The following is a 23,939-nucleotide window of genomic DNA, read 5'->3' on the forward strand; positions in this document are numbered from 1 at the left end:
ACATGATAAATAAAGACTTTGTTAAATCAGGTGATGAAGATTCAATCGCTTACCTGTCATAAATGACAATTGTCCAGCTTATCTGAAGCGGCTAGAGTAGCCGTGCGGTTTGACTCACCGTGTGTTCAATACTCCTGTATCTGTTTTTTTGTCAGTAGCACAGAGTGTTAGTTTTGATATGAGTGTTTCTTTCGGTCCCCTTAGTGGGACCATTTTTCTGCCTGAAATTCCCTGATCCTGTCGCCCATCTTCCGTTTCCTGCCCCTGTGGTCATTTTTCACGACCGGCTCGCCGTCAGGCTTGGTGTTCCGGTGCCCATTTGGTTATGCTCGCCCGCTTAATTCCAGAAGCGGGATCTTCGTCCATAGGCGCGCTTCGGCGTTGGCTGATACGATGAAGCCACATGGATGTTGTCGGGCATACGGAAAAGCACATGAAACTGACTACTCAGCTTGTCTCGTTTATTACCCTGTGCGTGATCGCCGCCATGGCTATGGTACTGCTCGGCGGGGTATTCAGCTTTCGTGAACTGGGCATGGAGCTGCAGCAAAAGAAGGTCAACTCCCTGGTCGAGATCATCGACAAGCAGCTGGAGGTGGCTGACGACCACCAGGATCTCACCCGCTGGCTGCCGACCCTGCTGCGTTCGGCCCATGTGGTGGAACTGGAGATCCGGCAGGGCAAGCAGCGGGTCTACTGGTTTCGCGACGTGCAGCAGCAGACCGACGAGAGTCTGCTGATCCCCTATAGCCAACCCATCTCCCATCAGACCGGCATGCAGGCGGACTTCAAACTGGAGCGGCCGTTCAAGGAGTTTGAATACTCCATGCAGGCCATGTCCGGCATCTCCCTCGGCGTCTTCATCGTCATCTTCGGACTCTGGTACTCCATTCGCTGGCTGCGGTTGCAACTGCGGGGCGCCGAGCTGCTGGCCGAGCGCGCCCAGCTGATCCTCGACAACAAGCTCACCAAGCTGGCGCACGATCCTGCCGATGAGTGGCCCGTCTCTGCCAGTCAGGCCATCGACTATCTGCTGGCCGAGCTGGCGGATGCCCGCAAGGAGCGCAGCCGTTTCGACAACTTCATCCGCAGCAACGCCTTCGTCGACAAGATGACCGGCATAGGCAACCGCCTGTTCTTCGACAACCGACTGGAGAGCGCCATCATGGAGGCGAGCGTGATGAGCGGCGGCGTACTGCTGATCGAGCTCGCCGGTCTGGAGGACCTGGATCCCGAGCTGAGCGGGCGCCAGAGCCAGGAGCTGCTGATGGAGGCGAGTGCCTCCATCGCCGCCTTCGTGCGCAAGCACAACGGCGCCCTGCAGGCCCGCTATGCCGGTCAGGTGTTCGCCGTGCTGCTGCCCAACATGTCCGAGAGCGAGATGGTGGACGGGGCGGGTCAGCTGCACAAGAGCCTGCAGCGGCTGCACTGGCCCGAGGCGGTCAATGTCGAGACCGCCGTCTACCTCGGCGCGGTCTGCTACCAGGCACAGGATTCCCTGCTCAAGGTGCAGGAAGAGGCCGAGCTGGCGCTCAAGAGCGCGCGGCTGCAGGGTCACACCGGCTGGTTCCTCTACGAGAAGCAGCTGGATGAGGAGCAGAGCAGCAAGGGCACGGTACGCTGGCGCACCCTGATCGGCCGCCGCATCGAGGAGCACGGCATCGACTTCTACGTACAGCCGGTGCAGCAGGAGCGGGATCAGGTGGTGTTGCAGCAGGACTTGCTGATCCGCATTCACGATGAGCAGGGGCGGGAGTTGCAGGCCGGTGTCTTCATGCCGATGGCCGAGAAGGCGGGGCTGCTGTTGCCGCTGGATCGGCTGGTGGCGGAGCAGACCCTGCGGCTGCTGCGTCAGCGCTCAGAGCAGAGCTGCCCCATCAGCCTGACCCTCTGCGCCCAGAGCCTGCTGCACCGCGAGTTTCAGCGCTGGCTCTTCTTCGATCTGTTCCAGCTGCCGCGCAGCACCAACGAGCGGTTGATCCTGCAATTATCTGAAGCTCAGGTGACTCGCCACTACGAGGCGCTCAAGCGGCCGCTGCGGGCGCTGCGCATGCTGGGCTGCCAGCTGGCCATCGATCACGCCGGTCAGGATGTGGTGAGTACCCAATACATCAAGGAGTTCGAGATCAACTTCCTCAAGCTCCACCCCAGTCTGGTGCGGGAGATCCACACCCGTCAGGTCAACCAGATGGCGGTACGCAGCCTGGTGGGGGGCTGCGCCAATACCCGCACCCGGGTCATCGCCGTGGGGGTGGAGAGTGGCGACGAGTGGAAGATGCTGCGCCACCTCGGCGTCCATGCCGGGCAGGGGCCCTGGTTCGCCGAACCGGAGCGGTTGGTGATGGAGCCGGCCGGCGCCTGATCCGGTGACCGCAGGGCAGCCTTCAGATCCGGCCCTGTTCTTTCAAACCCAGAAGCCCCTGCATGCCACCCGTGTGGATAAAGACTATCTTGCTGCCGCGGGGGATGTGCCCGGCCGCCAGTTCGCGAAACAGGCCCCACATGGCCTTGCCGCTGTAGATGGGCTCAAGCGGCAGGCCCGTCTCTGCACTGAAGGCTTGCACCCACTGCCAGAGGGCCGGGCTGAATTTGGCATAGCCGCCACCATGGTGATCCAGCGCTATCTGCCAGCCGGGAGTGGTGGCCGCGGCCGGGTGAAGGCGGCGCACCTCGTCGGCGATGAAGTTTGCCCCTTTCAGTACCGCGATGGCGAGGATCCGCTCCTGCTCCCGTTTGCCGGCGATGAGGCCAGCCAAGGTGCCGCCGCTGGCGCAGGGCAGCACCCAGAGATCCGGCGAGAAGGGCACCTCGCCGACCAGCTCGGCCACCCCGGGAATGGCGAGCGGGCTGCTGCCTCCTTCCGGCACTATCAGGGTATCGGGCGCCGTGAACTGGGCCAGCCAGTGCGGATCCTGCCGCCGCCGGTAACTCTGGCGGTCGACAAAAATGAGATCCATGCCCCAGTCTTTTGCCGCGCTCAGGGTGGAATTGCTGGCGGCATCCGGTTCACCGCGTATGATGCCGGTAGTGTTAAGGCCGGATTGGCACCCTGCCGCTGCCAGTGCATGGATGTGGTTGGAGTAGGCCCCACCAAACGAGATCAGGTGCCGTATGCCCTGCTCCTGGGCGTGTTGCAGCTGGTACTTGAGCTTGCGCCATTTGTTGCCCGAGATGGTCGGGTGGATCAGGTCATCCCGCTTGCACCAGAGCGTTACGCCATGCGCGGTCAGCAGAGGGTGCGAGATGGCCTGGAGCGGCGAGGGAAGCATAGTCGGTTGCAGGGCAAACGCCTGCGGGCGGGTCGAACTGGGTAACAATGAGTAATCCGTCATTTATCTGGAGGCTAATGCCCTGTTTATGCTAAGGTTTAATGCGTTTTATGCAGCCAGGTGCGGGTTTCAATGAAACAACTTTTCAGACGTTCGACCCCAAGCCGTCAGGTGGGGCTCCTGCTTGCCAGCGACCGGATCATGCTGGCCTCGCTGGGCAACCCCCCTGTCTTCGCCACCCGCGCCATCAACGGCCCGCAAGAGTGGCCGCTTGCCATGAGCGAGCTGTTCAGCCGCCATGGCCTCGCCAAGTCTAAGGTGCGGGTCGCCCTCGCCGCCAGCCTTTATCAGCAAGTCCAGATCGACAAGCCCGCCGTGCCCGAGGCCGAAATGGCCGGAGCTCTGCCCTGGGCGGTCAAGGATTACGTCAATGAGCCCGTATTGCAGCTCGCCATGGACTACGTGGATTTGCCCACGCCGCCAGCCGGTCGGCCGCGCATCAGCGTGATCTGCGTGCCCAAAACGCGGGTGCAGCAGTTGGCGGATGCGGTCAACGGCATTGCCATTCTGGATGCCATCGTCAGCGACGAGCTGGCCATGACGGCACTCTATGAGGCCGACAACGCGGTGCGCATGTTGCTGTGGCAGCCCAGGGGGCAGGATCTGCAATTGTTGGTATTCCATCAGGGTGGCCTTTGCTTCTCCCGCCAGTTGCGTGGCTTCACCGCCCTCACTGGCGAGCATGAGCCGGACAGCATGCTGCTCGACTCGCTGGCGCTGGAGATCCAGCGCTCCCTCGATTACCTGGTCGGCCAGCTCAAGCTGCCGGATCTGGGTCAGATGCAGCTCGCCATCGCCTCCTCCTTTATCGGCACCCTGGTGCGCCACATGGAACAGACCTTCGGCTTCGCCGTCTCCGCCATGGCCAACAAAGCTGTGTTAGCCGGGGTTGAATATCTCTCGGCCTATGCTGCCGCTATCGGGGAGGATGCCTGATGAAGCGTCAGATCAACCTCTATGGCGCCGAATTTCGCCCCAGACGCCAGTGGGCCAGCCTCAACCAGATGGCGCTGGTGTGGGGTGGCTGCGTGGCATTGCTGCTCTGCATGGCCGCCTTCTACGGCTGGCAGCAGCAAGGGGTCGGCCGTGAGCTGGCGCAGGTGCGCGCGGCATTGGAGGTCAAGCGTGGCGAGGCCCAACGGCTGGATGCCGAGTTGACTCGCCACCAGGCCAATACCCTGCTGCAACAGCAGCTGGTCAGCAAGCAGGAAGAACTGACCGCCAAGCAGGGGCTGATGCATCAGCTCGGCAGTCTGGCGTTGCAAAAATCCCAGGGCTACGCCGGCCTGATGGCCGATCTCTCCCGCATTCGGGACCGGCAGCTCTCCTTGCAGCGGATCGAGATCGCCGAGGGGCGCATCAATCTGTCCGGCTTTGCCGGTCGCAGCCAGGATGTGCCCGCCTGGGTAAACCGTTTCAAGCAGACCCCGTCGCTGGCGGGCAAGCAGTTTGGTGAATTGACCCTGAGCCGTGACAAGGAGGGCCGGCTGGCCTTCCAGCTCAGCGGCATCGAGCGGGAGAAGCCCTGATGAGCCTGAAAGCACAATGGCAGGCATGGGCGGACAAGATTGCCGCCCTCAGCCAGCGCGAGCGGGTATTGATCCTGTTGACCGGTCTGGTGCTGGTCTGTGCCGGCGCCATCTATGGCTGGCTGGATGGAGCCGTCCTGCGGCTGGAGCAGGACAGGGTGGCCTTGACCACGGCCCAGCGGGATCTGGAGATCATGGATCTCGAGAACCTGGGCAAGCAGGCCCGGCTGGCGCGGGATCCCGATCAGAACGTGCGCGATCAGCTGGTGCGGGTCGAGGGGGATATCGGCAAGCTGGATGCCGATCTCAAGGCCCAGACGGTGGACCTGATCCAGGCCCACGAGATGCCGGCTGTACTGGAGGCCCTGCTGTCACGTTCCGCCAATTTGCACATGCTGGCGCTGACCTCACTCGCTCCTCAGCCGTTGATGGCGGGGGATCAGCGCATCAACCTGTTCAAGCACGGTATCCGCCTCAAGCTGGAGGGCGGCTACTTCGATGTCTATCAGTACCTGAAGGCGCTGGAGGCACTGCCCCGGCACTTCTACTGGAAGCAGTTTGACTACCAGGTACAGGAGTATCCCAAGGCCGTGGTAGAGATGGAAATCTACACCCTGAGCACCAGCAAGGAGTTTATTCGTGGTTAGATGGCTGACGCTATTGTGTTGTCTGCTGGGCTCAGTGGCCCAGGCCGAGGTGCTGCAGGATCCCACGGAACCGCTGGACGGGATGAACAGTCAGGCGGGGGCCACCGCCAGCCAGAGCACAGGTTTACCAACATTGCAGAGCGTGATGCTGGGCAATGGCCCGGCACTGGCGGTGCTCAACGGGAAAAGTTACCGGGTGGGCCAGCAGATCGAGGGATATCGACTGGTGGCCATCAGTGCAGATGCCGTGGTGCTGGAGAAGGGGGGCAAGCGCCAGTCGCTGACCCTGTTCGCCAGCAAGGTCCGCATCTGAACGTGCCCCGCCCTGGATGGGTGGGACAAGGTTTGTCGAGTTTAATTGCAAGTCAGGGTGCACCCATTACATGAAAAAAAATCATCTCTGCCTGATCTCTGTGGCCGTACTGGCGGCAGGCTGTACCAGCTACCGGCACCCCGAACCCGTGCAGGCCAAGGACGCACTGAAACACGCCATGACCGAGCAGAACAAGGTCGGGGCACTGGCGACCGTGCCCAAGTCGGTACAGAGCGAACTGCTGCAGATGAACCGGCCGCCCCAGGCCCTCAGCATGCCGGAACAGCGGTTGCGCATCGCCGCTCACGATGTGGATGCGGTGGAGTTCTTCGGTTCCCTGTTCAAGGGTTCCCGCTACAGCGTGGCCGTGCATCCCGGCGTGGCCGGCCAGATCTCCGTCGAGCTCAAGGACGTGACCCTGCCCGAGGTGCTGGCGGTGGTGGGTGACATGTACGGCTTCGACGTGCAGCGCAAGGGCAATGTGTTCCACGTCTATCCGGCTGGGCTGCGCACCGAAACCATACCGGTCAACTACCTGATGATGTCCCGTCGTGGTCTGTCCCGTACCTCGGTCAGTACGGGCGGGGTGACCTCTAACGACAGCAACAACAGCAATAACAGCAGCTTCGACAACGCCAACGGCGGCAGTAACAACAGCAGTAGCAGCAATGCCTCCAACGGCAATGCCAGTTCCAATAACAGTAACGGCACCCGCATAGAGACAGACACCAACAGCGACTACTGGACCGATCTGCGCACCTCGCTGGAGATGCTGATCGGCAGTGGCGATGGCCGTGCCGTCATCACCAGCCCGCAGGCGGGTCTGGTCACCATCCGCGCCTATCCAAAAGAGCTTAAAGCGGTACGCGAATTCCTCAGCCAGTCCGAGACCCACCTCAAGCGTCAGGTGGTGCTGGAGGCGCGCATTCTGGAAGTGGCCCTCAACGAGGGTTACGAGCAGGGGGTGGACTGGAGCGGTCTCTCCGCCAGCTGGGATGGCAACAAGGGTATCACCGGCGGCGGCTCGTTGACGCCGAGCCCGATTGCCAACACCCCGAATCAGATCTTCAGTGCGCTGGGGGGCGGGGCCGGCTTCAAGATCTCCGACGGCAACTTCAACGTGGCGGTCAACCTGCTCAAGACCCAGGGCGATGTAAACACCCTCTCCAGCCCGCGGGTGACGGCGACCAACAATCAGAAGGCTGTGATCAAGGTGGGAACGGATGAATATTTCGTCACCAATGCCTCGACCTCTACCACCACGTCCACAGGGGCCGAGCCTATCGTGACCCCCAATGTGGAGTTGACCCCCTTTTTCTCAGGCATAGCGCTGGACGTGACGCCGCAGATCGATGAAGAGGGTCGGGTGCTGCTCCATATTCATCCTTCTGTTATCGATACCGAAGAGCAGAAGAAGATTATCAAAGTCGGTACGGCCGAGCCGCTGGAGCTGCCGCTCGCCAAGAGCTCGATCCGCGAGTCCGATACAGTGGTGCAGGCCAACAACGGCGACATCATAGTCATCGGCGGCCTGATGAAGACCGACAAGCAGGAGATCGTCAGCAAGGTGCCGCTGCTGGGGGACATTCCCTGGATCGGCGAGGCCTTTACCAATCGCCGCGAGAGCACCAAGAAGGTGGAGCTGGTGATCCTGCTCAAACCGACCGTGGTGGAGAAGGACACCTGGCAGAACGAACTGCAGCGCTCCTCCGATCTGCTCGACAAGTGGTATCCGCCCAAGGGCTAAGCCATGACACAGCACGCGGTTGGCCTTGTTCCATGCGGCCTGTGGCTCGGTGCCACGGCAGGCCCCCAGGCCGGTGACGACTCATGTACCTGAACCACTTCGGTTTGCAGGAGGCGCCATTCGGCCTCACCCCCAACACGGGTTTTTACTACGGGCTGCCCCCGCACGAGGAGGCGCTGCAGGTGTTGAACTGGGCACTGGCGCAGGGGGAGGGCTTCATCAAGGTGACCGGCGAGGTCGGCACCGGCAAGACGCTGCTCTGTCGCAAGCTGCTGAGCGAGCTGGGCTCGGAGGCCTGTCCTGTGCGTCTGGCCTGGCTGCCCAACCCGCACCTCAGCCCGGCCGAGCTGCGCACCGCGCTGGCACTGGAGCTGGGCTTGTCGGTACGCGAAGGCAACGAGCTGGATCTGACGGATCGCATTCATCGCCACCTTATAGGCCTGCATCGGCAGGGGAGCCGGGTGGTGGTACTGATCGATGAGGCGCAAGCCCTGCCGGACGAGACCCTGGAGGCGATCCGGCTGTTCGGCAACCTGGAGACGGAGTCGAGCAAGCTGTTGCAGATAGTGCTGTTCGGTCAGCCCGAGCTGGACACCCGGCTGGCCAAACCCCACCTGCGCCAGTTGCGCCAGCGGATCGGTTTTTCCTACTGCCTGCGGCCGTTGCGCTTTGACGAGACCCGCGCCTATCTGGAGCACAGATTGCAGGTCTCGGGTTATCGCGGGGCCCCGCTGTTCGGTGGTCGCGCCATGCGCCTGCTGTGGCGCGCCTCCCGTGGCATACCGCGACTCATCAACATATTGGCGCAGAAGTGCCTGATGCTGGCCTATGGCCGGGGTGAGCGCCAGATCGATGCCGGTCTGGTGCACCTCGCCATTCGCGATACCGACGATGCCAGTCGCCCCGGTCGAGGGCGCTGGTGGCCACTGTTACTACTGCTGGGGTGCGCCCTGGCTTACGGAGTCTGGCCATGAGCGTGATCAACCAGATGCTCAAGGATCTGGAACAGCGTCAGCAGGGGGCCGAGGGGGCCGTCTATGTGCCTCCCGTGCGGCAGCAGGGCTGGTGGATGCTGGTGCTGACCCTGATCTGCGGTTTGGCCCTCGGCATTCTCGGCTGGCGGACCTGGATCTACTGGCAGCAGAGCCAGCGGGTCGCACCGCAGAGTCTGGCGCAGGCGACCAGCGAGCCAGGACCGGATGCCGTTGCCCGCGCTGTGCCGGTCACACCGACGGACGAGGAGCAGGAGCAGGTGGATCTGGTGGTGGCCTTGCCCACCCCAGGCGCCAGGCCCGAGCCCCATGCGGCCGTTGACCCTGAGCCAGCGGTGGAGGATCAGGATGAAACCGGTTATGTCGAGGTGACCCCGAGCGATGAATCGCTGCAGCCAGACCTCTATGCCGAGCTGGAAGCGGAACAAGAGGCGGTCGCCCCGCCGCCGCGCAAACCGGGCGTGCTGAAGATAGAGACAGTGAACCTCTCCGAGGCCGAGCTGGCGACCCTGGCCGAGCGCAAGGCCACCACCGCCATGGCCAAGGGGCAACTGCGCGATGCCCAGGATAACTACTATCAGGTGCTGGTCCACGACCCGAACAATCAGGGCGCCCGTGAACAACTGGCGGGTCTGCTTTATGGCGAGGGTCGGCTGAGCGAGGCCACCCAACTGCTGGAAGAGGGGATCCGGCTCGATCCCGCGCAGGCGGATTTTCGGTTGTTGCTGGCGCGGCTTGCTATCAGCAGCGGCGATCAGCTCAAGGCGCTCGGCTGGTTGACCGGTTATCAACCTGATTTGGCCAGCAATCTGGATTATTACGCCACCTGGGCCGGCCTGACCCAGGAGCTGGGCCGCAACGCCGAGGCGGCCGAGATCTATGTGACCTTGCTGCGTCAGCAGCCGGATCAGGGCCGCTGGTGGCTCGGGCTCGGCGTGGCCGAAGATGGCCAGGGTCACAGCCAGCGGGCGCTTGACGCCTATCGCAACGCCCAGCTGCACGGCAACCTCGGCGAGGCATCGGCCAGCTGGATTGAACAGCGAATTGCCCAGCTTGCCCCCTGACGGGCGAGACGGTTAACTTTTTTGGAGTTTGCATGGCACAACCCAGACTGAAAATGCGCCTCGGCGACCTGCTGGTGCAAGAGCAGATCATCTCGGATGATCAGCTGCAGCTCGCCCTGCAGCAGCAGCGTCAGACCGGCCGCAAGCTGGGCACCACACTGATCGATCTCGGCTTCATCAGCGAGGTACAGCTGCTGCAGTTTCTTGCCCGCCAGCTGGACGTGCCCTTCTTCGATCTCAACAACCTCACCATAGACGCCTCGGCGGTGCCGCTGTTGCCCGAGGTGCAGGCGCGTCGCTATCGCGCGCTGGCGGTCAACCTCACCGACAACCGGGTGACCGTGGCCATGTCGGATCCGGCGGACTTGAGTGCCCTCGACGCCATCGCGGCGCTGCTGCGCCCGCGGGAGATGGTGCTGGCGGTGGCGCGGGAAGGCCAGCTGCTGGAGTATTTCGACCGCCTCTATCGCCGTACCCGTGAAATAGAGAGCTTCGCCGAACAGCTGCAGGAGGAGTACCAGGATACCGGCTTCGAACTGGGTTCCAGCAACCTCGGGGCCAACGACGAGGGGGAGGCGACGGTGGCCAAGCTGCTGCGTTCCCTGTTCGAGGACGCGGTGCAGGTGGGAGCCTCCGACATTCACATAGAGCCGGACGAGAAGGTGCTGCGCATTCGCCAGCGGATCGACGGCATACTGCACGAGAATATCCTGAGCGAGGTGCGCATCGCCCAGGCGCTGGTGCTGCGCCTGAAACTGGTGGCCGGGCTCGATATCTCCGAGAAGCGGCTGCCCCAGGATGGCCGCTTCAACATGAAGGTGCGCGGCCGGGACGTGGATGTGCGTATGTCCACCATGCCGGTGCAGTACGGCGAGTCCGTGGTGATGCGGCTGCTGGATCAATCCTCCGGCATATTGTCGCTGAGCGAGACCGGCATGCCGCCGGAGATCCTGACCCGTTTCCGTCGTCAGCTCAAACGCCCCCACGGCATGATTTTGGTGACGGGGCCCACCGGGAGCGGCAAGACCACCACCCTCTACGGCGCCCTCTCAGAGCTCAATCAGGCCAGCCACAAGATCATCACGGTGGAAGATCCGGTGGAATACCGGCTGCCCAGGGTCAACCAGGTGCAGGTGAACCCCAAGATCGGCCTCACCTTCTCCCATGTGCTGCGTTCCACCCTGCGCCAGGATCCGGACATACTGCTGGTGGGCGAGATGCGGGACAACGAGACGGTGGAGATAGGCCTGCGCGGCGCCATCACAGGCCATCTTGTGTTGACCACACTGCACACCAACGATGCGGTCACCAGCGCCCTGCGCCTCATCGACATGGGGGCGCCCGGCTATCTGGTGGCGAGCGCGCTGCGGGCCGTGGTGGCCCAGCGGCTGGTACGGCGGGTGTGCGAGCACTGCGTCGAGGAGAGGGCGCCTGACGAGGGTCAGACCACCTGGCTGACAGTGCTCTCCGGCGAGGCGCCCGGTCAGCATGCCTATCACAAGGGGCGTGGCTGCCAGAGCTGCAACTTCACCGGCTACTCCGGCCGGATCGGGGTCTACGAGCTGCTGGAGCTGGATCAACCCATGATGGATGCCCTGCGCCGCAACGATGCCGAAGGCTTCGCCAAGGCGGCGCGCCAGCATGAACACTACCGGCCGCTTGCCCTCACCGCCCTTGACTACGCCCGCCAGGGGATCACCTCGGTGGACGAGGTGCTGCGGTTGGCCGAGGATCTGGGGTAAGCCATGACTCACTTCAACGCCAACCCCCGTGCTGGTTGTCATGACGCTGTCGGTCAGGGGCACTCCTCATGAGTACCTTTGCCTACAAGGGGCGCGACAGCCAGGGCAATGCCGTCAGCGGCGTGGTGGACGCCGCCAACGAGATGGCGGCGGCCGAGCAGCTGATGCGCCGCGGCGTGATGCCGACCGAACTCAAGCCGGGCAAGACGAAATCCGCTGCCATCGACTGGTCGCTGTTGCTGGAAGGGGGCGTCAAGCTGGACGAGCTGGTGGTGTTCAGCCGCCAGATGTACGCCCTGACCCGGGCGGGGATCCCGATCCTGCGTGCCATCGCCGGGCTTGAGGAGAGCGCCCACAGCAAGCCGCTCAAGCGAGCGCTGCACGCGCTGGGGGAGGATCTTGGCAACGGCCGGCCGCTGTCGAGCTCGATGCAGGCTCACCCCAAGGTATTCGGCAGCCTGTTCGTCGCCATCATTCACGTGGGCGAGAACACGGGTCAGCTGGAAGAGGCCTTTTTGCAGCTCGCCAACTATTTCGATCTGGAGCTGGAGACCCGCAAGCGGATCAAGACCGCCATGCGTTACCCCAGCTTCGTGCTGGTGGCCATCGGTATCGCCATGGTGATCCTCAATATCATGGTGATCCCGGTCTTTGCCGGCATGTTTGCCAAGTTCGGCGTCGAGTTGCCGCTGGCGACCCGGATCCTGCTCGCCACCTCCCACTTCTTCGTCCACTACTGGTGGCTGCTGCTCGGCATACTGCTGGCCATGGTGTTTGGCTGGCGCCGCTGGGTGAGCACGGTCAAGGGCAAGCTGACCTGGCACAGATGGCAACTCAGGCTGCCCATCGTCGGCACCATCATAGAGCGCTCCCTGCTGGCCCGTTTCGCCCGCAGCTTCTCCATGATGCTCAAGGCCGGAGTGCCGCTTAATACGGCGCTGACCCTGGTGGCCGATGCGGTGGACAACGCCTGGATGGCGGGCCAGATCCGCGATATGCGGGCCGGTATCGAACGGGGTGAGAGCCTGCTGCGCACCGCTGGCAGCAGCGGCCTGTTTACCCCCTTGGTAATGCAGATGATCGCGGTGGGGGAAGAGACGGGCCAGGTCGACGATCTGTTGCACGAGGCGGCCGAGTATTACGAGCGGGAGGTGGACTATGACCTCAAGAGTCTGACCGCCCGTATCGAGCCCATCCTGATCGGCATAGTCGCCGTCATGGTGCTGGTGCTGGCGCTCGGTATCTTCACGCCCATGTGGGACATGATGCGGGCCGTGCGTGGCAAGTAAACAGGCAGCTTTACCGTCAGTGATGCGGGGAGTGGATGAGCGGCAGTATGTGGAGCGAAACGGGTGAGCAGACAGTCACAACAGGATGATCGTTGGCTGGGGGGATATAGACGGATGGCCGTGCTGATCTTGCTGCTGATCATAGTGGCGACCCTGGCCCAGAGCTATCGCACCCACAGAGCGGAGGCGCTGGCCCTCGGCCTGGCCCTGCTGGGAGAACAGTTTGCCGAGCGGGCACAAAGGTTGCACGGGCTCTGGCTGGATCAGCGCCGTCCCGCGAGTCTGTTCGCCGATGGTCTGGCCTGGCAGTTCGATGACAGGGGTTGGCCGATCGGGGCCGGATCCCTGTTGGCACCCTCGGAAAATTGCCGCCAGCTCTGGTTGTCGATCATAGGCGCACAGAGCCAGGATCTGCCGCCGCTGCAAGCGCTGGCGAGCTCGGGTGGCGAGGGATGCGAGTTCGGTTGGGAAGGTAATTGGCTGATTTATCAATTTTCGGATGGCAGAGTGCAGAAAAAGCCTTGAATGAGGCCAATTGTGTGGCTCAGTTAAATGATTTTTTTATATCTGCATGAAATAATGCGGATTATTACGGAGGGACCATGGCAACAAATCGAATGGCACCAATACATTCCGGGTTGGTGATGACACCTCGGGCGGCGGGTTTCTCGTTGATCGAACTGGTGATCGTCATCGTTATCCTGGGGATCCTGGCGGTGACCGCCTTGCCTCGCTTCCTCGATGTGACCGACGAGGCCAAGAAGGCCAGTGTGGAAGGGGTCTCCGGCGGCTTTGCCACCGGCGTTTCCCTGGTGCGGGCCCAGTGGGAAGCGGAGGGACGTGCCAAGCAGGACAGCCTCAATACCGTGCTGTATGACGGTTCCCGCTTCTATCTGACCACGCCGACCGAGACCCAGGTCAGCAATGGTGAGCTCTCCCCCGGTTATCCCATGGATACCTCGGCGGGTGGCGGTATCGATGTGGACCCGGCCAACCTGACGGCCCCGCGCTGTCTCAAGATTTGGGAGGGTCTGTTGCAGAACCCGCCCAAGGCTACTGCCAGCTTTAACGAGGTGCGCGGTAGCGGCAATGACCTGAAATACTATGTCAGTATGACCAATAACGGCCTGGACTCGGTCTGCCGCTACTATCTGGTCAATAGTTTGAGTAAGGGTAGTGATGGCAAGTATCAGGATCCGCAAGGCAGCACTGATGCATTCATGAGTTTTAGTTACCGTCCGGCTTCCGGTCAGGTGACCACCAATATCAATTGACAGAGGAAAGTAAAATGAAAAAACAGGCGGGTTTTACCCTGATCGAGCTGGTCATAGTGATCATCATTCTGGGCATTCTGGCAGTGACAGCTGCGCCCAAGTTCCTGAATCTGCAGGATGATGCGCGTACTTCCACCCTGAAAGGGGTTGAGGGATCCTTGAACTCAGCCGGTGCCATGGTTTACAGCAAGGCTGTACTCAAAGGTAAAGATAAAGAAAGTACCGCATACGCCTTGGATCTGGGTAACGGCAAGACAGTATCGACTCTGTTTGGCTACCCTGTTGCGACTTCAGCTGCGCTGTCTGCAGTGGTTGAGCTGAACGCAAATGATTGGGCGTTTGCTGCCCCGACAGGTACTAGTCCTGCATCCATCAAGATCTTCCCGAACGGAGTATCTACCAGTTCGGCAACTTGCTACATAACCTATACCGAAGCTACTTCTACTGCGGTCCCATCTGCAGTTACTAAAGCTTGTAATTAATGAAATGATGAAGGAAGCAGAGAGATTTTCTCTCTGCTTCCTTCAAATGGGTAAATATTGCATGCGACAAGCATTAATAAGCAGACATGGCTTTACCCTGATTGAACTGGTGATTGTGATCCTGTTGCTCGGGATTCTGGCCGCCTTTGCCGTGCCCAAGTTGCTGGGCAAAGGCGGCTTTGAAACTCAAACCCTCCGCGATGAGCTGTTGACCCGGCTGCGGCTGGTGCAGACCGTCAATATGCACGAACCTGCCAACCGCTGTACCCAGCTGGTTGTAGCTTCCCCCCGTTTTGCCCATCGTACCTATGGCGTCACGGCTCAAACACCTTGCCCGGGCAGCGATCCCTTGACTGGCTGGACTGACAACCAACTGACCCGTGGTCGGGTGGTAAGCGCCTCATCCGGCATGCTGCTCTCTCTGGTCGGTACCGGTAATGGCGGTTTTGTGCTCCGCTTTGATCAGATGGGGCGGCCGCTGGGCGCCTGTGCGGGCGGCTGCACTCTGCAGGTGAGCGATGGGGGCGAGACGAGTCGCATCAAGATCGAATCCGAGGGGTATATCCATGAGAGCCCCTGAGCGCGGCTTTACCCTGATAGAGCTGATCGTCGGCATAGTGCTGCTGGCGGTGGCGCTGACCGGTATTCTCGGGCTCTTGATCAATCAGGCGCCCCAGGCGGTGGACCCGGTGCAGCAGGTACGTGCCGCTCAGCTGGCTCAGCGCCTGGCCGGGGAGATACTGCAAAAGTCGTTTGATGAAAACTCGGATCACAACGGTGGCCGTTACCGCTGTGGCGAGACGGTCGTCGGCGTCACCATTCCTGCCTGTTCGACTCGTTATGGCACGGATGGCGAGCCGGCCCCTTATGCTTTCAACGATGTGGATGACTTCGATACCTCGGGTAACTGGGTGGATGCCAATCTGTTTACCCAGACGGCAGCGGGGATCAGCAGCGAGGAGTATCGCAACTATCGGGTCAAAATCGCGGTAAGTGCGGTCGATTTCAGCGATGGTTCCTTCAAGAGCTGTGCTGTGCCCTGTTCTGTGGGCAAACGCATCGATCTGCAGGTGCGGCTGCCGGATCAGAGCGTGCTCGACTTCTCCTTCTACCGGGGGAACTACTGATGAGAGGGGCGATGCGCGGTTTTACCCTGATCGAACTGGTGATGGTGATCCTGCTGCTCGGCATCATGGCAACCTTTACCAGCCAGTTTATCGGCATCGGCACCCAGATCTATGGCGATGCCAGCAGCCGCGAGCAGTTGATGAGCGATGCCCGTTTCGCCATGGAGCGGCTCAATCGCGAGCTGCGTGATGCTGTGCCGGGTTCAGAGCGGATTGAAGACCAGAATGGCAACTGGCTTGACGAGGGGGCCTGCCTGCGTTTCTGGCCCATCAGCGCCTCCAGCCGCTATCTTGCCCTCAATCGAGCCATGTCGGGCAGCGGCGCTACCCTGGAGCTGGTGATGGCAACCCCCGCCTCTGCGGCCAATCCACTGAGTCAGGATGCCAATGCCGTCAAGGCAGGGGAGCTGATGGCCGTCTTCCCGGTGCCGAATTCAGACGTGGATTCACTGACCGCTGGTTGCGACTATGGCCGTTGTGTCGCCCGAGTGACCGAGGTGCTGGCTCCGGTATCCGGGGCCCAGACCATTCGCTACAGCAGTAGCGAGACCCTGGCAGGCCTCTCGCCGGGCAGCCGGATCTACTTTGCCAGCCAGCAGGTACGTTACTGTGTGGAAGGCAGTACGATGACGCGATCCCGTGCCGCTATTGGTGCCCCTTTTGCTGCGGGCGTGCTGATGGCGGAGTCCCTTCGTACTGGCGCTTTCTATCGGGAAACCTCGGCCTTCAACGCCGAAGGGGAGTTTGGCATGCGGCTGGTGTTTGAGCGCAAAGGTGAATCCGTCGCCTTCAACCACAAGATAGGGGTGCTCAATGTGCCCTGATGCCAGGCAACCGAGACGGGCGGGGGGCAGCGCCCTGATGATAGCCCTGTTTGTCATAGTGGTGATGGCGCTGCTGGCGGCCGCCATGGGCCGCTTTCTGACCGACAGCAGCGAGAAAAACACGGTGGAGGTGCGCAGTGTGCGTGCCCTGCTGGCAGCCCAGAGCGGGCTTGAGGTCACGCTTTATCGGTTGTTCCCGAATCGCACCCTGGCGCAACCTCTGCCGCCGGCGCTCTGTGACGCCAGCTTTGTGACCTCTTTCCCCGGCAATGCGGGCCTTGCTGGCTGCAGAGCCGAGGTGAGCTGCGCCAGGGTGCCCGTTACCTACAATGGCAACGTCACGAACGGTTACCGCCTGGTCAGCACGGGGGCTTGTGGGGTAGAGGATATCAATAGTGCCAACCCGGATTTTGCCGTGAGTCGCACTCTGGCCGTTGAAGCCTATGATGGAGGTTCATGATGAAATGGCTATGGGCGCTGGCCCTCTTCACTGGCCCGGTCTGGGCATTTGACCCCATCGACACCAGCACCTTCTTCCCCGCCGTGGTGCAGGGCCATCATGGCGACAACAACAATACCTGCTATCAGATCAGCGGCGACCAGCTGAGCCAGCTCAACAATCCCAAGATCAATGGCACCGGCGGGCAGCCACTCAACTTCTGCTCCATCCTGCCCGATCAGAACAATACGCCCCGCTGCGATAACGGGGCTGGTGGTTACAAGGTCTGTGCCATCACCGGCAGCGATATTCGCGGCCTCCCTTTGACAGGGAACAACAAGTTTCCAACCATCACCTCTGTGGTGCCGCTTGCCTGCCAGCTGGGCCAGCTGACAGCCCTCTTTTCGGACTACGGGTCTGCCACTGTCGAGAACTGCACCGTGACCTTCCCGAGCCGCAGCACCTACCAGATCAAGTCGTTGAGCGTTCGCAACAACGGCATCTTGGTGCTGGGGGATGGGGATTACTTTATCGATTCATTGATCCTCGACAATGCCACCATCCGTCTGTCCGGCAGTGGCACGACCCGTATTTTTGTCAATCAGGACGTGAAGCTGCTCAACACGGTCAACATCAATGCGACCAATCAGGGCAGCCTTGTCTGGGTCAACTATGGCGACATGACCATAGACAACAACTCCCGATTTTATGGCTACCTCTACGCTGATGGTCGTTTGACTATGAACAACAATGCGGCCGTCTATGGACGGGTGACGGCCCGCTACTTGAGCATGGATACCCAATCCAGCATTAATGATGCAGCTTTGCCACCACCGTTATCGTGTTTCAGTGATGACTTCGGTACGACTCCTCTTGACACTAATAACTGGGTTGTTGCTCGTAGTAGTGGCACTTTTACGCCCTCTATTGTTAGCCAGCGCCTGCGTTTGACACAGGCGGTAGGTAACCAGTCAACGTCTACCACGTATCAGCGGCTATTCCCTGCTGCCAACAACCTTGTCACCATAGAATTTGATCATTATGCCTATAACGGAACAGGTGCTGATGGCATGGCAGTGGTACTGTCGGATGCCAAAGTGACACCTCAGCCAGGCGCTTTCGGCGGGCCGCTTGGCTACGGCTTCAAGACTGGGATCAGCGGCTTCGCTGGCGGTTGGCTCGGGGTCGGCATCGATGAATATGGTAACTTTTCTGGTGAGGGAGGCTCGGTCAACGTAGGCCAGCGGCGCCAGGCTGTGGCGGTGCGGGGATCTGGTTCGGGTACGACTGGCTACCGTTATCTGAAGGGAACCTGTAATAACGGCACCACCAATACCAACGGTAGTTGTCTCAGTCCTACGGTGGATAATAACGGTGCTGCTAACCATCGCTATCGGCTGACAGTCGATTCCCGCATAGTCGGTCAGTCCATGGTTAAGATTGAGCGCAGTACGGGCTCTGGCTATGTCACTCTGATCGATAGTTTCAATGCTGTTGGTCAGACGGGTCAAGCCGCCGTGCCTGATGACTTTTTACTGTCATTGACCGGATCTACCGGCGGCTCCACCAATATTCACGAAATCGACAACGTGCGGATCTGTGCTCTACGATCCAGCCCGGTCGGGGTGCAGATCGACCACTTCCAGCTCGATCACTCCGGTCAGGCACTGACATGCAATCCGGAGACTGTGACTATCAAGGCGTGCGCCGATGCGGCTTGCACCTCCTTGATTACCGATCCTGTCACTGCGGCTCTGAGTCTCACGCCGGTTTCCACCAGCAATGGCTGGATCGGTGGCAATACTGTGACCTTCAGTGGCGGCTCAACGACCGTTCAGCTGCGCAATAACACCGCCACTGCGGTTACCATAGGGGTGTCCGGCTCGACCCCGACCACCAAGCCATTCAGCACCACCTTGTGCAAGGCTGGCGCCGGGACGCCCGGTGCGGCAGCCTGTACCCTGAGTTTTGCCGATAGCGGCTTTTTCTTCGATGTGCCGGATACCTATTCCAACCAGCCGCAGACGGTGACCATCAAGGCGGTCAAGAAGAGCGATGTGACCAAACAGTGCGTACCGGGTTTCGCCAGCCAGAGCAAGAGCATCAAGTTCTGGAGCAGCTATCTCTTGCCGAATAGCAATAACTACAACGGCAAGATGAGTGTCAACAGCAGTGTGATCGGTACCAGTCTGGGCACTGCGACGCCAGTGTCCCTCATGTTTGATGCCCAGGGGCAGTCGACCATGACGGTCAGCTACCCGGACGCCGGTCAGGTGCAACTGGATGCCCGTTACGACGGCACGGGCAGTGAGGCGGGATTGGTGATGACCGGCGCCGACCAGTTTGTGGCGCGTCCTGTCGGCTTGTGCATTACACCCCCGCAAGGTGTGTGTGCGGCAGGGGATAGCAGCTGCCCTGTGTTCAAGAAAGCGGGAGAGACATTCCAGGTAGACATCAAGGCGATGGCCTGGGAATCCGCCAATGATGGGGATATCTGCGCCGGAAATCAGACCACGCCCAATTTCGCTCTTAACGGGATTGCCCTGGGCAGCACCCTGGTGGCCCCCAGCCCGGGCACCAATGCCACGCTCGGCACCGCCAGTTATAACCACGGTGCCGCCGCCAACAGTCTCAACAGCGTCAACCAGACTGTGAGCGAGGTGGGGGTGTTCCGGATGACGGCGACCCCGCCAGCCAACGGCTACTTCAATTACACAATCCCATCCGCCCAGAGCCAGCCGGTGGGTCGTTTTATCCCCGCCGATTTCAATCTGGTCAGCGGCGACATAGTGCCGGCCTGCAATGCCTTCTCCTATATGGGGCAGCCCTTTGGGGTCACGCTGGATGTGCGGGCTCGCAACCTGTCTGGCGGGCAGACCCAGAACTATACGGGGCTGTTTGCCAAGGGAGACGCCTATCTCTCCGTTGCCAACAACAAGGATGGTAAATCCCTGTCGGCCCGGTTGCGCAGCCTGTCTGCGCTGCCCTGGGTGAATGGGCGGTCGGCATTTACCGGTAATAGCGAGTTTGTTCGCCTCTCCGACACTCAACAGGATGGCCCTTACAAGTCTTTGCTGTTTGGTCTCTATATGAAAGACAACGATGGCGAACGTACCCTGATTGCCAGCCCCGATTTCAACGATGCCGTGGCCGGCAATTGCAGCGGCGCTGGTTGCAATGCCCGGCTGATCGACAGTGTGGCCATGCAGGTTTATTTCGGTCGATTGCTGGCGGGCACGGGGGCTGGTCTTGCCTCTGCGCCGCTGGCCGTTCCCTTGCAGATGCAATATTACGAGGCGGGCAACTGGCAGTTGAACAAGCTGGACCAATGTACCCAGCTCTCTCTGGCCAATCAGGGGTTCAGTTTCCTCAATCCGGGCCAGACCTTTGATGCGACCAGCAGCGAGCTCAACCTGGGGGGAAACCGCAAGATAAAGCTGGGGCTGGGCAGCTCGCTGCCGGGCGGCATATCGGCGGTAGCCAGGGATGGGGAGATCCTGTTCCAGTTCGCCAAGCCGGATATCTCGGTACGGATCCCCTACAAGGTCGATGTGTCGAAACAGCCATCACGGCCGCTCTGGTTGTCTGACCCTGTTACCCTGCAAGGCGAGGCCATTTTTGGCTCCAGCCGGGGCAATGACAGAATTATTTATCGGCGCGAAGTGATGCCGTAATGGAGGCGGGGCGGCGGATCTTCGTGATCTTCCCCCCTATCTTCTTGTTTATTAGCGTTTGTCAGCCCGTGCGGGTGAGTGATGACTCGCATTTTTGTCGCGCCTGATGGGTTGGCGACAGTTTGAGCGCTTGCCCATTGGGGTGGGCATTGGTAAAGTTAGCCGGTTTTCTGCACCTCCAAATTCTTAGGATTTCCCGTAGCCATGTTCAAAAAGCTCAGAGGCGTCTTTTCCAACGATCTGTCGATCGACTTGGGAACTGCCAACACCCTGATCTACGTAAAAGATCAAGGGATCGTCCTTAACGAACCCTCAGTTGTCGCCATTCGCCAAGAGCGCGGGAACGCCAAATCGGTCGCTGCCGTCGGTCATGCCGCCAAGCAGATGCTGGGTCGTACCCCAGGCAACATCTCCGCCATCCGTCCGATGAAAGACGGCGTCATCGCCGACTTCTACGTGACCGAGAAGATGCTGCAGCACTTCATCAAGCAGGTTCACGACAACAACTATTTCCGCCCCAGCCCCCGTGTGCTGGTGTGTGTGCCGTGTGGCTCTACCCAGGTAGAGCGCCGTGCCATCAAGGAATCCGCACTGGGCGCCGGCGCCCGTGAGGTTTACCTGATCGACGAACCCATGGCTGCCGCCATCGGTGCCGGCTTGCCGGTCTCCGAAGCGACCGGTTCCATGGTGGTCGATATCGGTGGTGGTACCACCGAAGTGGCCATCATCTCCCTGAACGGCGTGGTTTACTCCCAGTCCGTGCGGATCGGTGGCGACAAGTTTGACGAAGCCATCATCAGCTACGTGCGTCGCAACTATGGCAGCCTGATCGGGGAAGCCACCGCCGAGCGCATCAAGCACGAAATTGGCTCCGCCTATCCGGGCGAAGAGGTGCGCGAGATCGAAGTGCGTGGTCGCAACCTGGCCGAAGGTGTGCCGCGCAGCTTCACCCTCAACTCCAACGAGATCCTGGAAGCGCTGCAAGAGCCGCTGTCCGGTATCGTCTCTGCCGTGATGGTGGCGCTGGAGCAGTCTCCGCCGGAACTGGCGTCCGACATCTCCGAGCGCGGCATGGTGCTGACCGGTGGTGGCGCACTGCTGAAGGATATCGACCGTCTGCTGATGGAAGAGACCGGCATACCGGTAGTGGTTGCCGAAGATCCCCTCACCTGTGTGGCCCGTGGCGGCGGCAAGGCGCTGGAGCTGATCGACATGCACGGTGGCGACCTGTTCCACTACGAATAAGACCCAAAGCCGGCCAGCGCGCCGGCTCTTTTTTGACGACTCATGAAACCCATTTTTGGTAGAGGCCCTTCGCTTCAGTTACGGTTGTTTCTCGCCGTCATCATCTCCATTGCAGCCATCGTAGCGGACTCTCGCTTCGGTGTGTTTACCCATGTCCGCGTCTACCTCAGTTCGCTCGTCAGCCCGCTGCAATACATGGCCAATGCGCCAGGTATCATGCTCGATACCATGTCGACCCAGGTGCAGACCCGGGCTGGCCTGATCGAGCAGACCAAGCAGCAGGAACAACAGCTGTTCACCCTGCGTTCGCGCCTGCTCAAGATGGATCATCTGGAGCATGAGAACCAACGCCTGCGTGAGCTGCTCGGTTCTCCGGTGCACAAGGAGTCCCGCAAGATGGTGGCCGAGCTGCTGTCGGTGGATTCCGACCCCTTCAGCCATCAGGTGCTGATCAACAAGGGGGCGCTGGATGGTGTCTACAACGGCCAGCCGGTGATCAACGATCAGGGGGTGATAGGTCAGGTGCTGCACGTGGGTTCCACCACCAGCCGGGTCCTGCTCATCACCGACTCCAGCCACGGCATCCCGGTGCGGGTGCTGCGTAACGATCTGCGCGCCATTGCCTCCGGCAGCGGCGAGCTGGACAAGCTGGAGCTGCGCAACCTGCCGCGCAACACCGATGTTCAGGTTGGTGACCTGCTGGTCACCTCCGGCCTTGGCGGCCGCTTCCCGGAAGGGTATCCGGTGGCGACCGTGACCCGCTCCGACTATGTGGAGGGCAAGCCCTTCGCCCAGGTCGAGGCCAAGCCGCTGGTGGCACTGGACAGATTGCGCTATCTGCTGCTGCTGTGGACCGACAAGAAGCCGGACGTGCACGATGATGAAGAGGCGCCGACCCCGGCAGCTGCGCCGGTAGCGGCAGCCTCGGCTGCGGGAGCGACGCGCTGATGTTGCAACCCGCCAGCGGCAGGATCTGGATCTGGATCTCGATCCTGCTGGCTCTGTGCCTGTCGATCCTGCCGCTTCCCTTTCAATTTGAACCCTTCCGTCCGGACTGGCTCGCCATGGTGCTCATCTACTGGGCGCTGGCGCTGCCGCACAGGACCAACGTCGGCTCCGCCTGGGTGGCGGGCCTGCTGCTGGACGTGCTGCTGGGCAGCACCCTCGGCGTGCGGGCCATGGCCATGGCCATCACCACCTATCTGGCGGCCTTCCAGTTCCAGAAGATCCGCAACTTCTCCCTCTGGCAACAGGCGCTGATCATCGGCTGTCTCTCGCTGGTGGGCAAGGTGACCATCTTCTGGGCCGAACACCTGTTCAGCCGTGCCAGCCTCAATCTTGCCTACTTTTGGTCGACCCTGAGCACGATGCTAATATGGCCCTGGGTGTTTCTGGTCTTGCGCAAGGTGCGCCGCCGCTTCAATATCAAGTGAATATGAGCAAAAACAATGCATTGTAACTTTACCTCATCTCATTAAGTGAATATGAACAAGCACAACGAACTGCAACTGTATCTCGCCTCGGGCTCGCCCCGCCGTCATGAACTGCTTGCCCAGCTGGGATACCGCTTCGAGGTGCTCAGACTGGATGTGCCGGAACGGCGGGAAGAGGGTGAAAAGGCGCAGGATTACGTCTGCCGCCTCGCCCGCGACAAGGCGATGGCCGGCGTGGCAGCCGCCCCGACGGCACTGCCGGTGCTGGGCGCCGACACCATAGTGGTGCTGGGGGATCGGGTGCTGGAGAAGCCGTCCGACCTGCTCGATGCCAAAGACATGCTGGAGGCGCTTTCCGGCAAGGTGCATCAGGTGATGACGGCGGTGGCGCTGGCGACCCCGGAGCGCTGCGATGTGCGCCTGGTCACCACCAACGTGGCGTTTCGCAAGCTGGACGAGGCCGAGATCGAAGCCTACTGGCGCACGGGTGAGCCCTGCGACAAGGCGGGTGCCTATGCGATTCAAGGGATTGCCGGCAAGTTTGTCAGCCGCATCGAGGGGAGCTACAGCGCCGTGGTCGGCCTGCCCCTGCTGGAAACGGATCTGCTGATCAAGCATCATCTGGAACAGTCTCGGTAATCTATCCGCCAGCCGTGTTCTGCGAAGCCCGTTCAGCGGGCAGGCACAGGGTCGGAACATGGCGGTCAGAATTTGAAGCCATCACAGGCAAGGCATGGGTCGGTGAAACTCGCCGGCTGTTTCTTACTGCGTTACTCACCGGGCACGCGC

The 23,939-nt window shown here is 61.0% G+C and carries 23 protein-coding genes; 22 read left to right on the forward strand and 1 reads right to left on the reverse strand.

Translation table 11 applies throughout. The annotated features are described in order from the left end of the window. The first annotated feature begins 433 nt into the window (after window positions 1-433). Window positions 434-2,362 carry an EAL domain-containing protein gene (locus tag BN1128_RS10865; RefSeq protein ID WP_042868591.1) on the forward strand — a complete coding sequence of 643 codons (1,929 nt, stop codon included), beginning with the start codon at window positions 434-436 and terminating at the stop codon, window positions 2,360-2,362. A 22-nt stretch (window positions 2,363-2,384) separates the two neighbouring features. On the opposite strand, the gene BN1128_RS10870 is transcribed toward BN1128_RS10865, so the two are convergent. Beyond that, the gene (locus BN1128_RS10870; protein WP_042868593.1) at window positions 2,385-3,332 is read right to left on the reverse strand and encodes a 1-aminocyclopropane-1-carboxylate deaminase/D-cysteine desulfhydrase; all 948 of its coding nucleotides are present in this window, start codon (window positions 3,330-3,332) and stop codon (window positions 2,385-2,387) included. A gap of 69 nt (window positions 3,333-3,401) precedes the next feature. On the opposite strand from BN1128_RS10870, the gene BN1128_RS10875 reads away from it, so the two are divergent. The 21 genes from BN1128_RS10875 to BN1128_RS10975 all read left to right on the forward strand — a co-directional run bounded on the left by BN1128_RS10875 (window position 3,402) and on the right by BN1128_RS10975 (window position 23,789). Continuing rightward, window positions 3,402-4,265, forward strand: a complete 864-nt coding sequence (locus BN1128_RS10875; protein WP_042868595.1) for a type IV pilus biogenesis protein PilM — start codon at window positions 3,402-3,404, stop codon at window positions 4,263-4,265. Further along, window positions 4,265-4,858 carry a PilN domain-containing protein gene (locus tag BN1128_RS10880; RefSeq protein WP_042868596.1) on the forward strand — a complete coding sequence of 198 codons (594 nt, stop codon included), beginning with the start codon at window positions 4,265-4,267 and terminating at the stop codon, window positions 4,856-4,858. Before BN1128_RS10875 ends, BN1128_RS10880 begins: the two co-directional genes overlap by 1 nt. Continuing rightward, window positions 4,858-5,505 (forward strand): MSHA biogenesis protein MshJ, encoded by a 648-nt coding sequence (locus tag BN1128_RS10885; protein WP_042868597.1) that lies wholly within the window; start codon window positions 4,858-4,860, stop codon window positions 5,503-5,505. Before BN1128_RS10880 ends, BN1128_RS10885 begins: the two co-directional genes overlap by 1 nt. Then, a complete protein-coding gene (locus tag BN1128_RS10890) occupies window positions 5,498-5,818 on the forward strand; it encodes a SctD/MshK family protein (protein WP_042868598.1) in 321 nt (106 codons plus the stop codon). Before BN1128_RS10885 ends, BN1128_RS10890 begins: the two co-directional genes overlap by 8 nt. Window positions 5,819-5,888: 70 nt before the next feature. Beyond that, entirely contained in the window at window positions 5,889-7,565 is a 1,677-nt protein-coding gene (mshL, locus tag BN1128_RS10895; protein WP_042868600.1) for a pilus (MSHA type) biogenesis protein MshL, read from the forward strand. Window positions 7,566-7,648: 83 nt separating this feature from the next. Beyond that, window positions 7,649-8,539, forward strand: coding sequence for an ExeA family protein (locus BN1128_RS10900; protein ID WP_042868602.1), 891 nt, complete (start codon window positions 7,649-7,651; stop codon window positions 8,537-8,539). Further along, window positions 8,536-9,621, forward strand: a complete 1,086-nt coding sequence (locus BN1128_RS10905) for a tetratricopeptide repeat protein (RefSeq protein ID WP_042868604.1) — start codon at window positions 8,536-8,538, stop codon at window positions 9,619-9,621. The genes BN1128_RS10900 and BN1128_RS10905 overlap by 4 nt, the downstream gene beginning before the upstream one ends. A 32-nt stretch (window positions 9,622-9,653) precedes the next feature. Beyond that, a complete protein-coding gene (mshE, locus tag BN1128_RS10910; protein ID WP_042868606.1) occupies window positions 9,654-11,363 on the forward strand; it encodes an MSHA fimbrial ATPase MshE in 1,710 nt (569 codons plus the stop codon). A 68-nt stretch (window positions 11,364-11,431) separates the two neighbouring features. Then, window positions 11,432-12,652 carry an MSHA fimbrial biogenesis protein MshG gene (gene mshG / locus BN1128_RS10915; protein ID WP_042868608.1) on the forward strand — a complete coding sequence of 407 codons (1,221 nt, stop codon included), beginning with the start codon at window positions 11,432-11,434 and terminating at the stop codon, window positions 12,650-12,652. A gap of 63 nt (window positions 12,653-12,715) precedes the next feature. Continuing rightward, complete coding sequence (locus BN1128_RS10920) at window positions 12,716-13,177, forward strand: hypothetical protein (RefSeq protein WP_042868610.1); 462 nt, start codon at window positions 12,716-12,718, stop codon at window positions 13,175-13,177. 77 nt (window positions 13,178-13,254) lie between these two features. Next, window positions 13,255-13,926 (forward strand): MSHA fimbrial major subunit MshB, encoded by a 672-nt coding sequence (gene mshB, locus BN1128_RS10925; RefSeq protein ID WP_042868612.1) that lies wholly within the window; start codon window positions 13,255-13,257, stop codon window positions 13,924-13,926. A gap of 14 nt (window positions 13,927-13,940) precedes the next feature. Next, window positions 13,941-14,408 (forward strand): prepilin-type N-terminal cleavage/methylation domain-containing protein, encoded by a 468-nt coding sequence (locus BN1128_RS10930; protein ID WP_042868614.1) that lies wholly within the window; start codon window positions 13,941-13,943, stop codon window positions 14,406-14,408. Window positions 14,409-14,469: 61 nt separating this feature from the next. Continuing rightward, window positions 14,470-14,988 (forward strand): pilus assembly FimT family protein, encoded by a 519-nt coding sequence (locus BN1128_RS10935; RefSeq protein ID WP_042869338.1) that lies wholly within the window; start codon window positions 14,470-14,472, stop codon window positions 14,986-14,988. Beyond that, the gene (locus BN1128_RS10940) at window positions 14,975-15,535 is read left to right on the forward strand and encodes a type IV pilus modification PilV family protein (RefSeq protein WP_042868616.1); all 561 of its coding nucleotides are present in this window, start codon (window positions 14,975-14,977) and stop codon (window positions 15,533-15,535) included. Before BN1128_RS10935 ends, BN1128_RS10940 begins: the two co-directional genes overlap by 14 nt. Next, complete coding sequence (locus BN1128_RS10945) at window positions 15,535-16,359, forward strand: PilW family protein (protein WP_042868618.1); 825 nt, start codon at window positions 15,535-15,537, stop codon at window positions 16,357-16,359. Before BN1128_RS10940 ends, BN1128_RS10945 begins: the two co-directional genes overlap by 1 nt. Continuing rightward, complete coding sequence (locus tag BN1128_RS10950; protein ID WP_042868620.1) at window positions 16,349-16,819, forward strand: MSHA biogenesis protein MshP; 471 nt, start codon at window positions 16,349-16,351, stop codon at window positions 16,817-16,819. The genes BN1128_RS10945 and BN1128_RS10950 overlap by 11 nt, the downstream gene beginning before the upstream one ends. After that, the gene (locus tag BN1128_RS10955) at window positions 16,816-20,472 is read left to right on the forward strand and encodes a DUF6701 domain-containing protein (RefSeq protein WP_042868622.1); all 3,657 of its coding nucleotides are present in this window, start codon (window positions 16,816-16,818) and stop codon (window positions 20,470-20,472) included. Before BN1128_RS10950 ends, BN1128_RS10955 begins: the two co-directional genes overlap by 4 nt. A gap of 204 nt (window positions 20,473-20,676) precedes the next feature. Next, a complete protein-coding gene (locus BN1128_RS10960) occupies window positions 20,677-21,717 on the forward strand; it encodes a rod shape-determining protein (protein WP_005308111.1) in 1,041 nt (346 codons plus the stop codon). Between the two features lie 42 nt (window positions 21,718-21,759). Further along, complete coding sequence (gene mreC, locus BN1128_RS10965; protein ID WP_042868624.1) at window positions 21,760-22,665, forward strand: rod shape-determining protein MreC; 906 nt, start codon at window positions 21,760-21,762, stop codon at window positions 22,663-22,665. Beyond that, entirely contained in the window at window positions 22,665-23,150 is a 486-nt protein-coding gene (mreD, locus tag BN1128_RS10970) for a rod shape-determining protein MreD (protein ID WP_042037959.1), read from the forward strand. The genes mreC and mreD overlap by 1 nt, the downstream gene beginning before the upstream one ends. A 51-nt stretch (window positions 23,151-23,201) precedes the next feature. Beyond that, the gene (locus BN1128_RS10975; protein ID WP_042868627.1) at window positions 23,202-23,789 is read left to right on the forward strand and encodes a Maf family protein; all 588 of its coding nucleotides are present in this window, start codon (window positions 23,202-23,204) and stop codon (window positions 23,787-23,789) included. Window positions 23,790-23,939 lie beyond the last annotated feature (150 nt).

Origin of the sequence: Aeromonas piscicola (assembly GCF_000820005.1) — a bacterium.
GTDB classification, from domain to species: Bacteria; Pseudomonadota; Gammaproteobacteria; order Enterobacterales; family Aeromonadaceae; genus Aeromonas; species Aeromonas piscicola.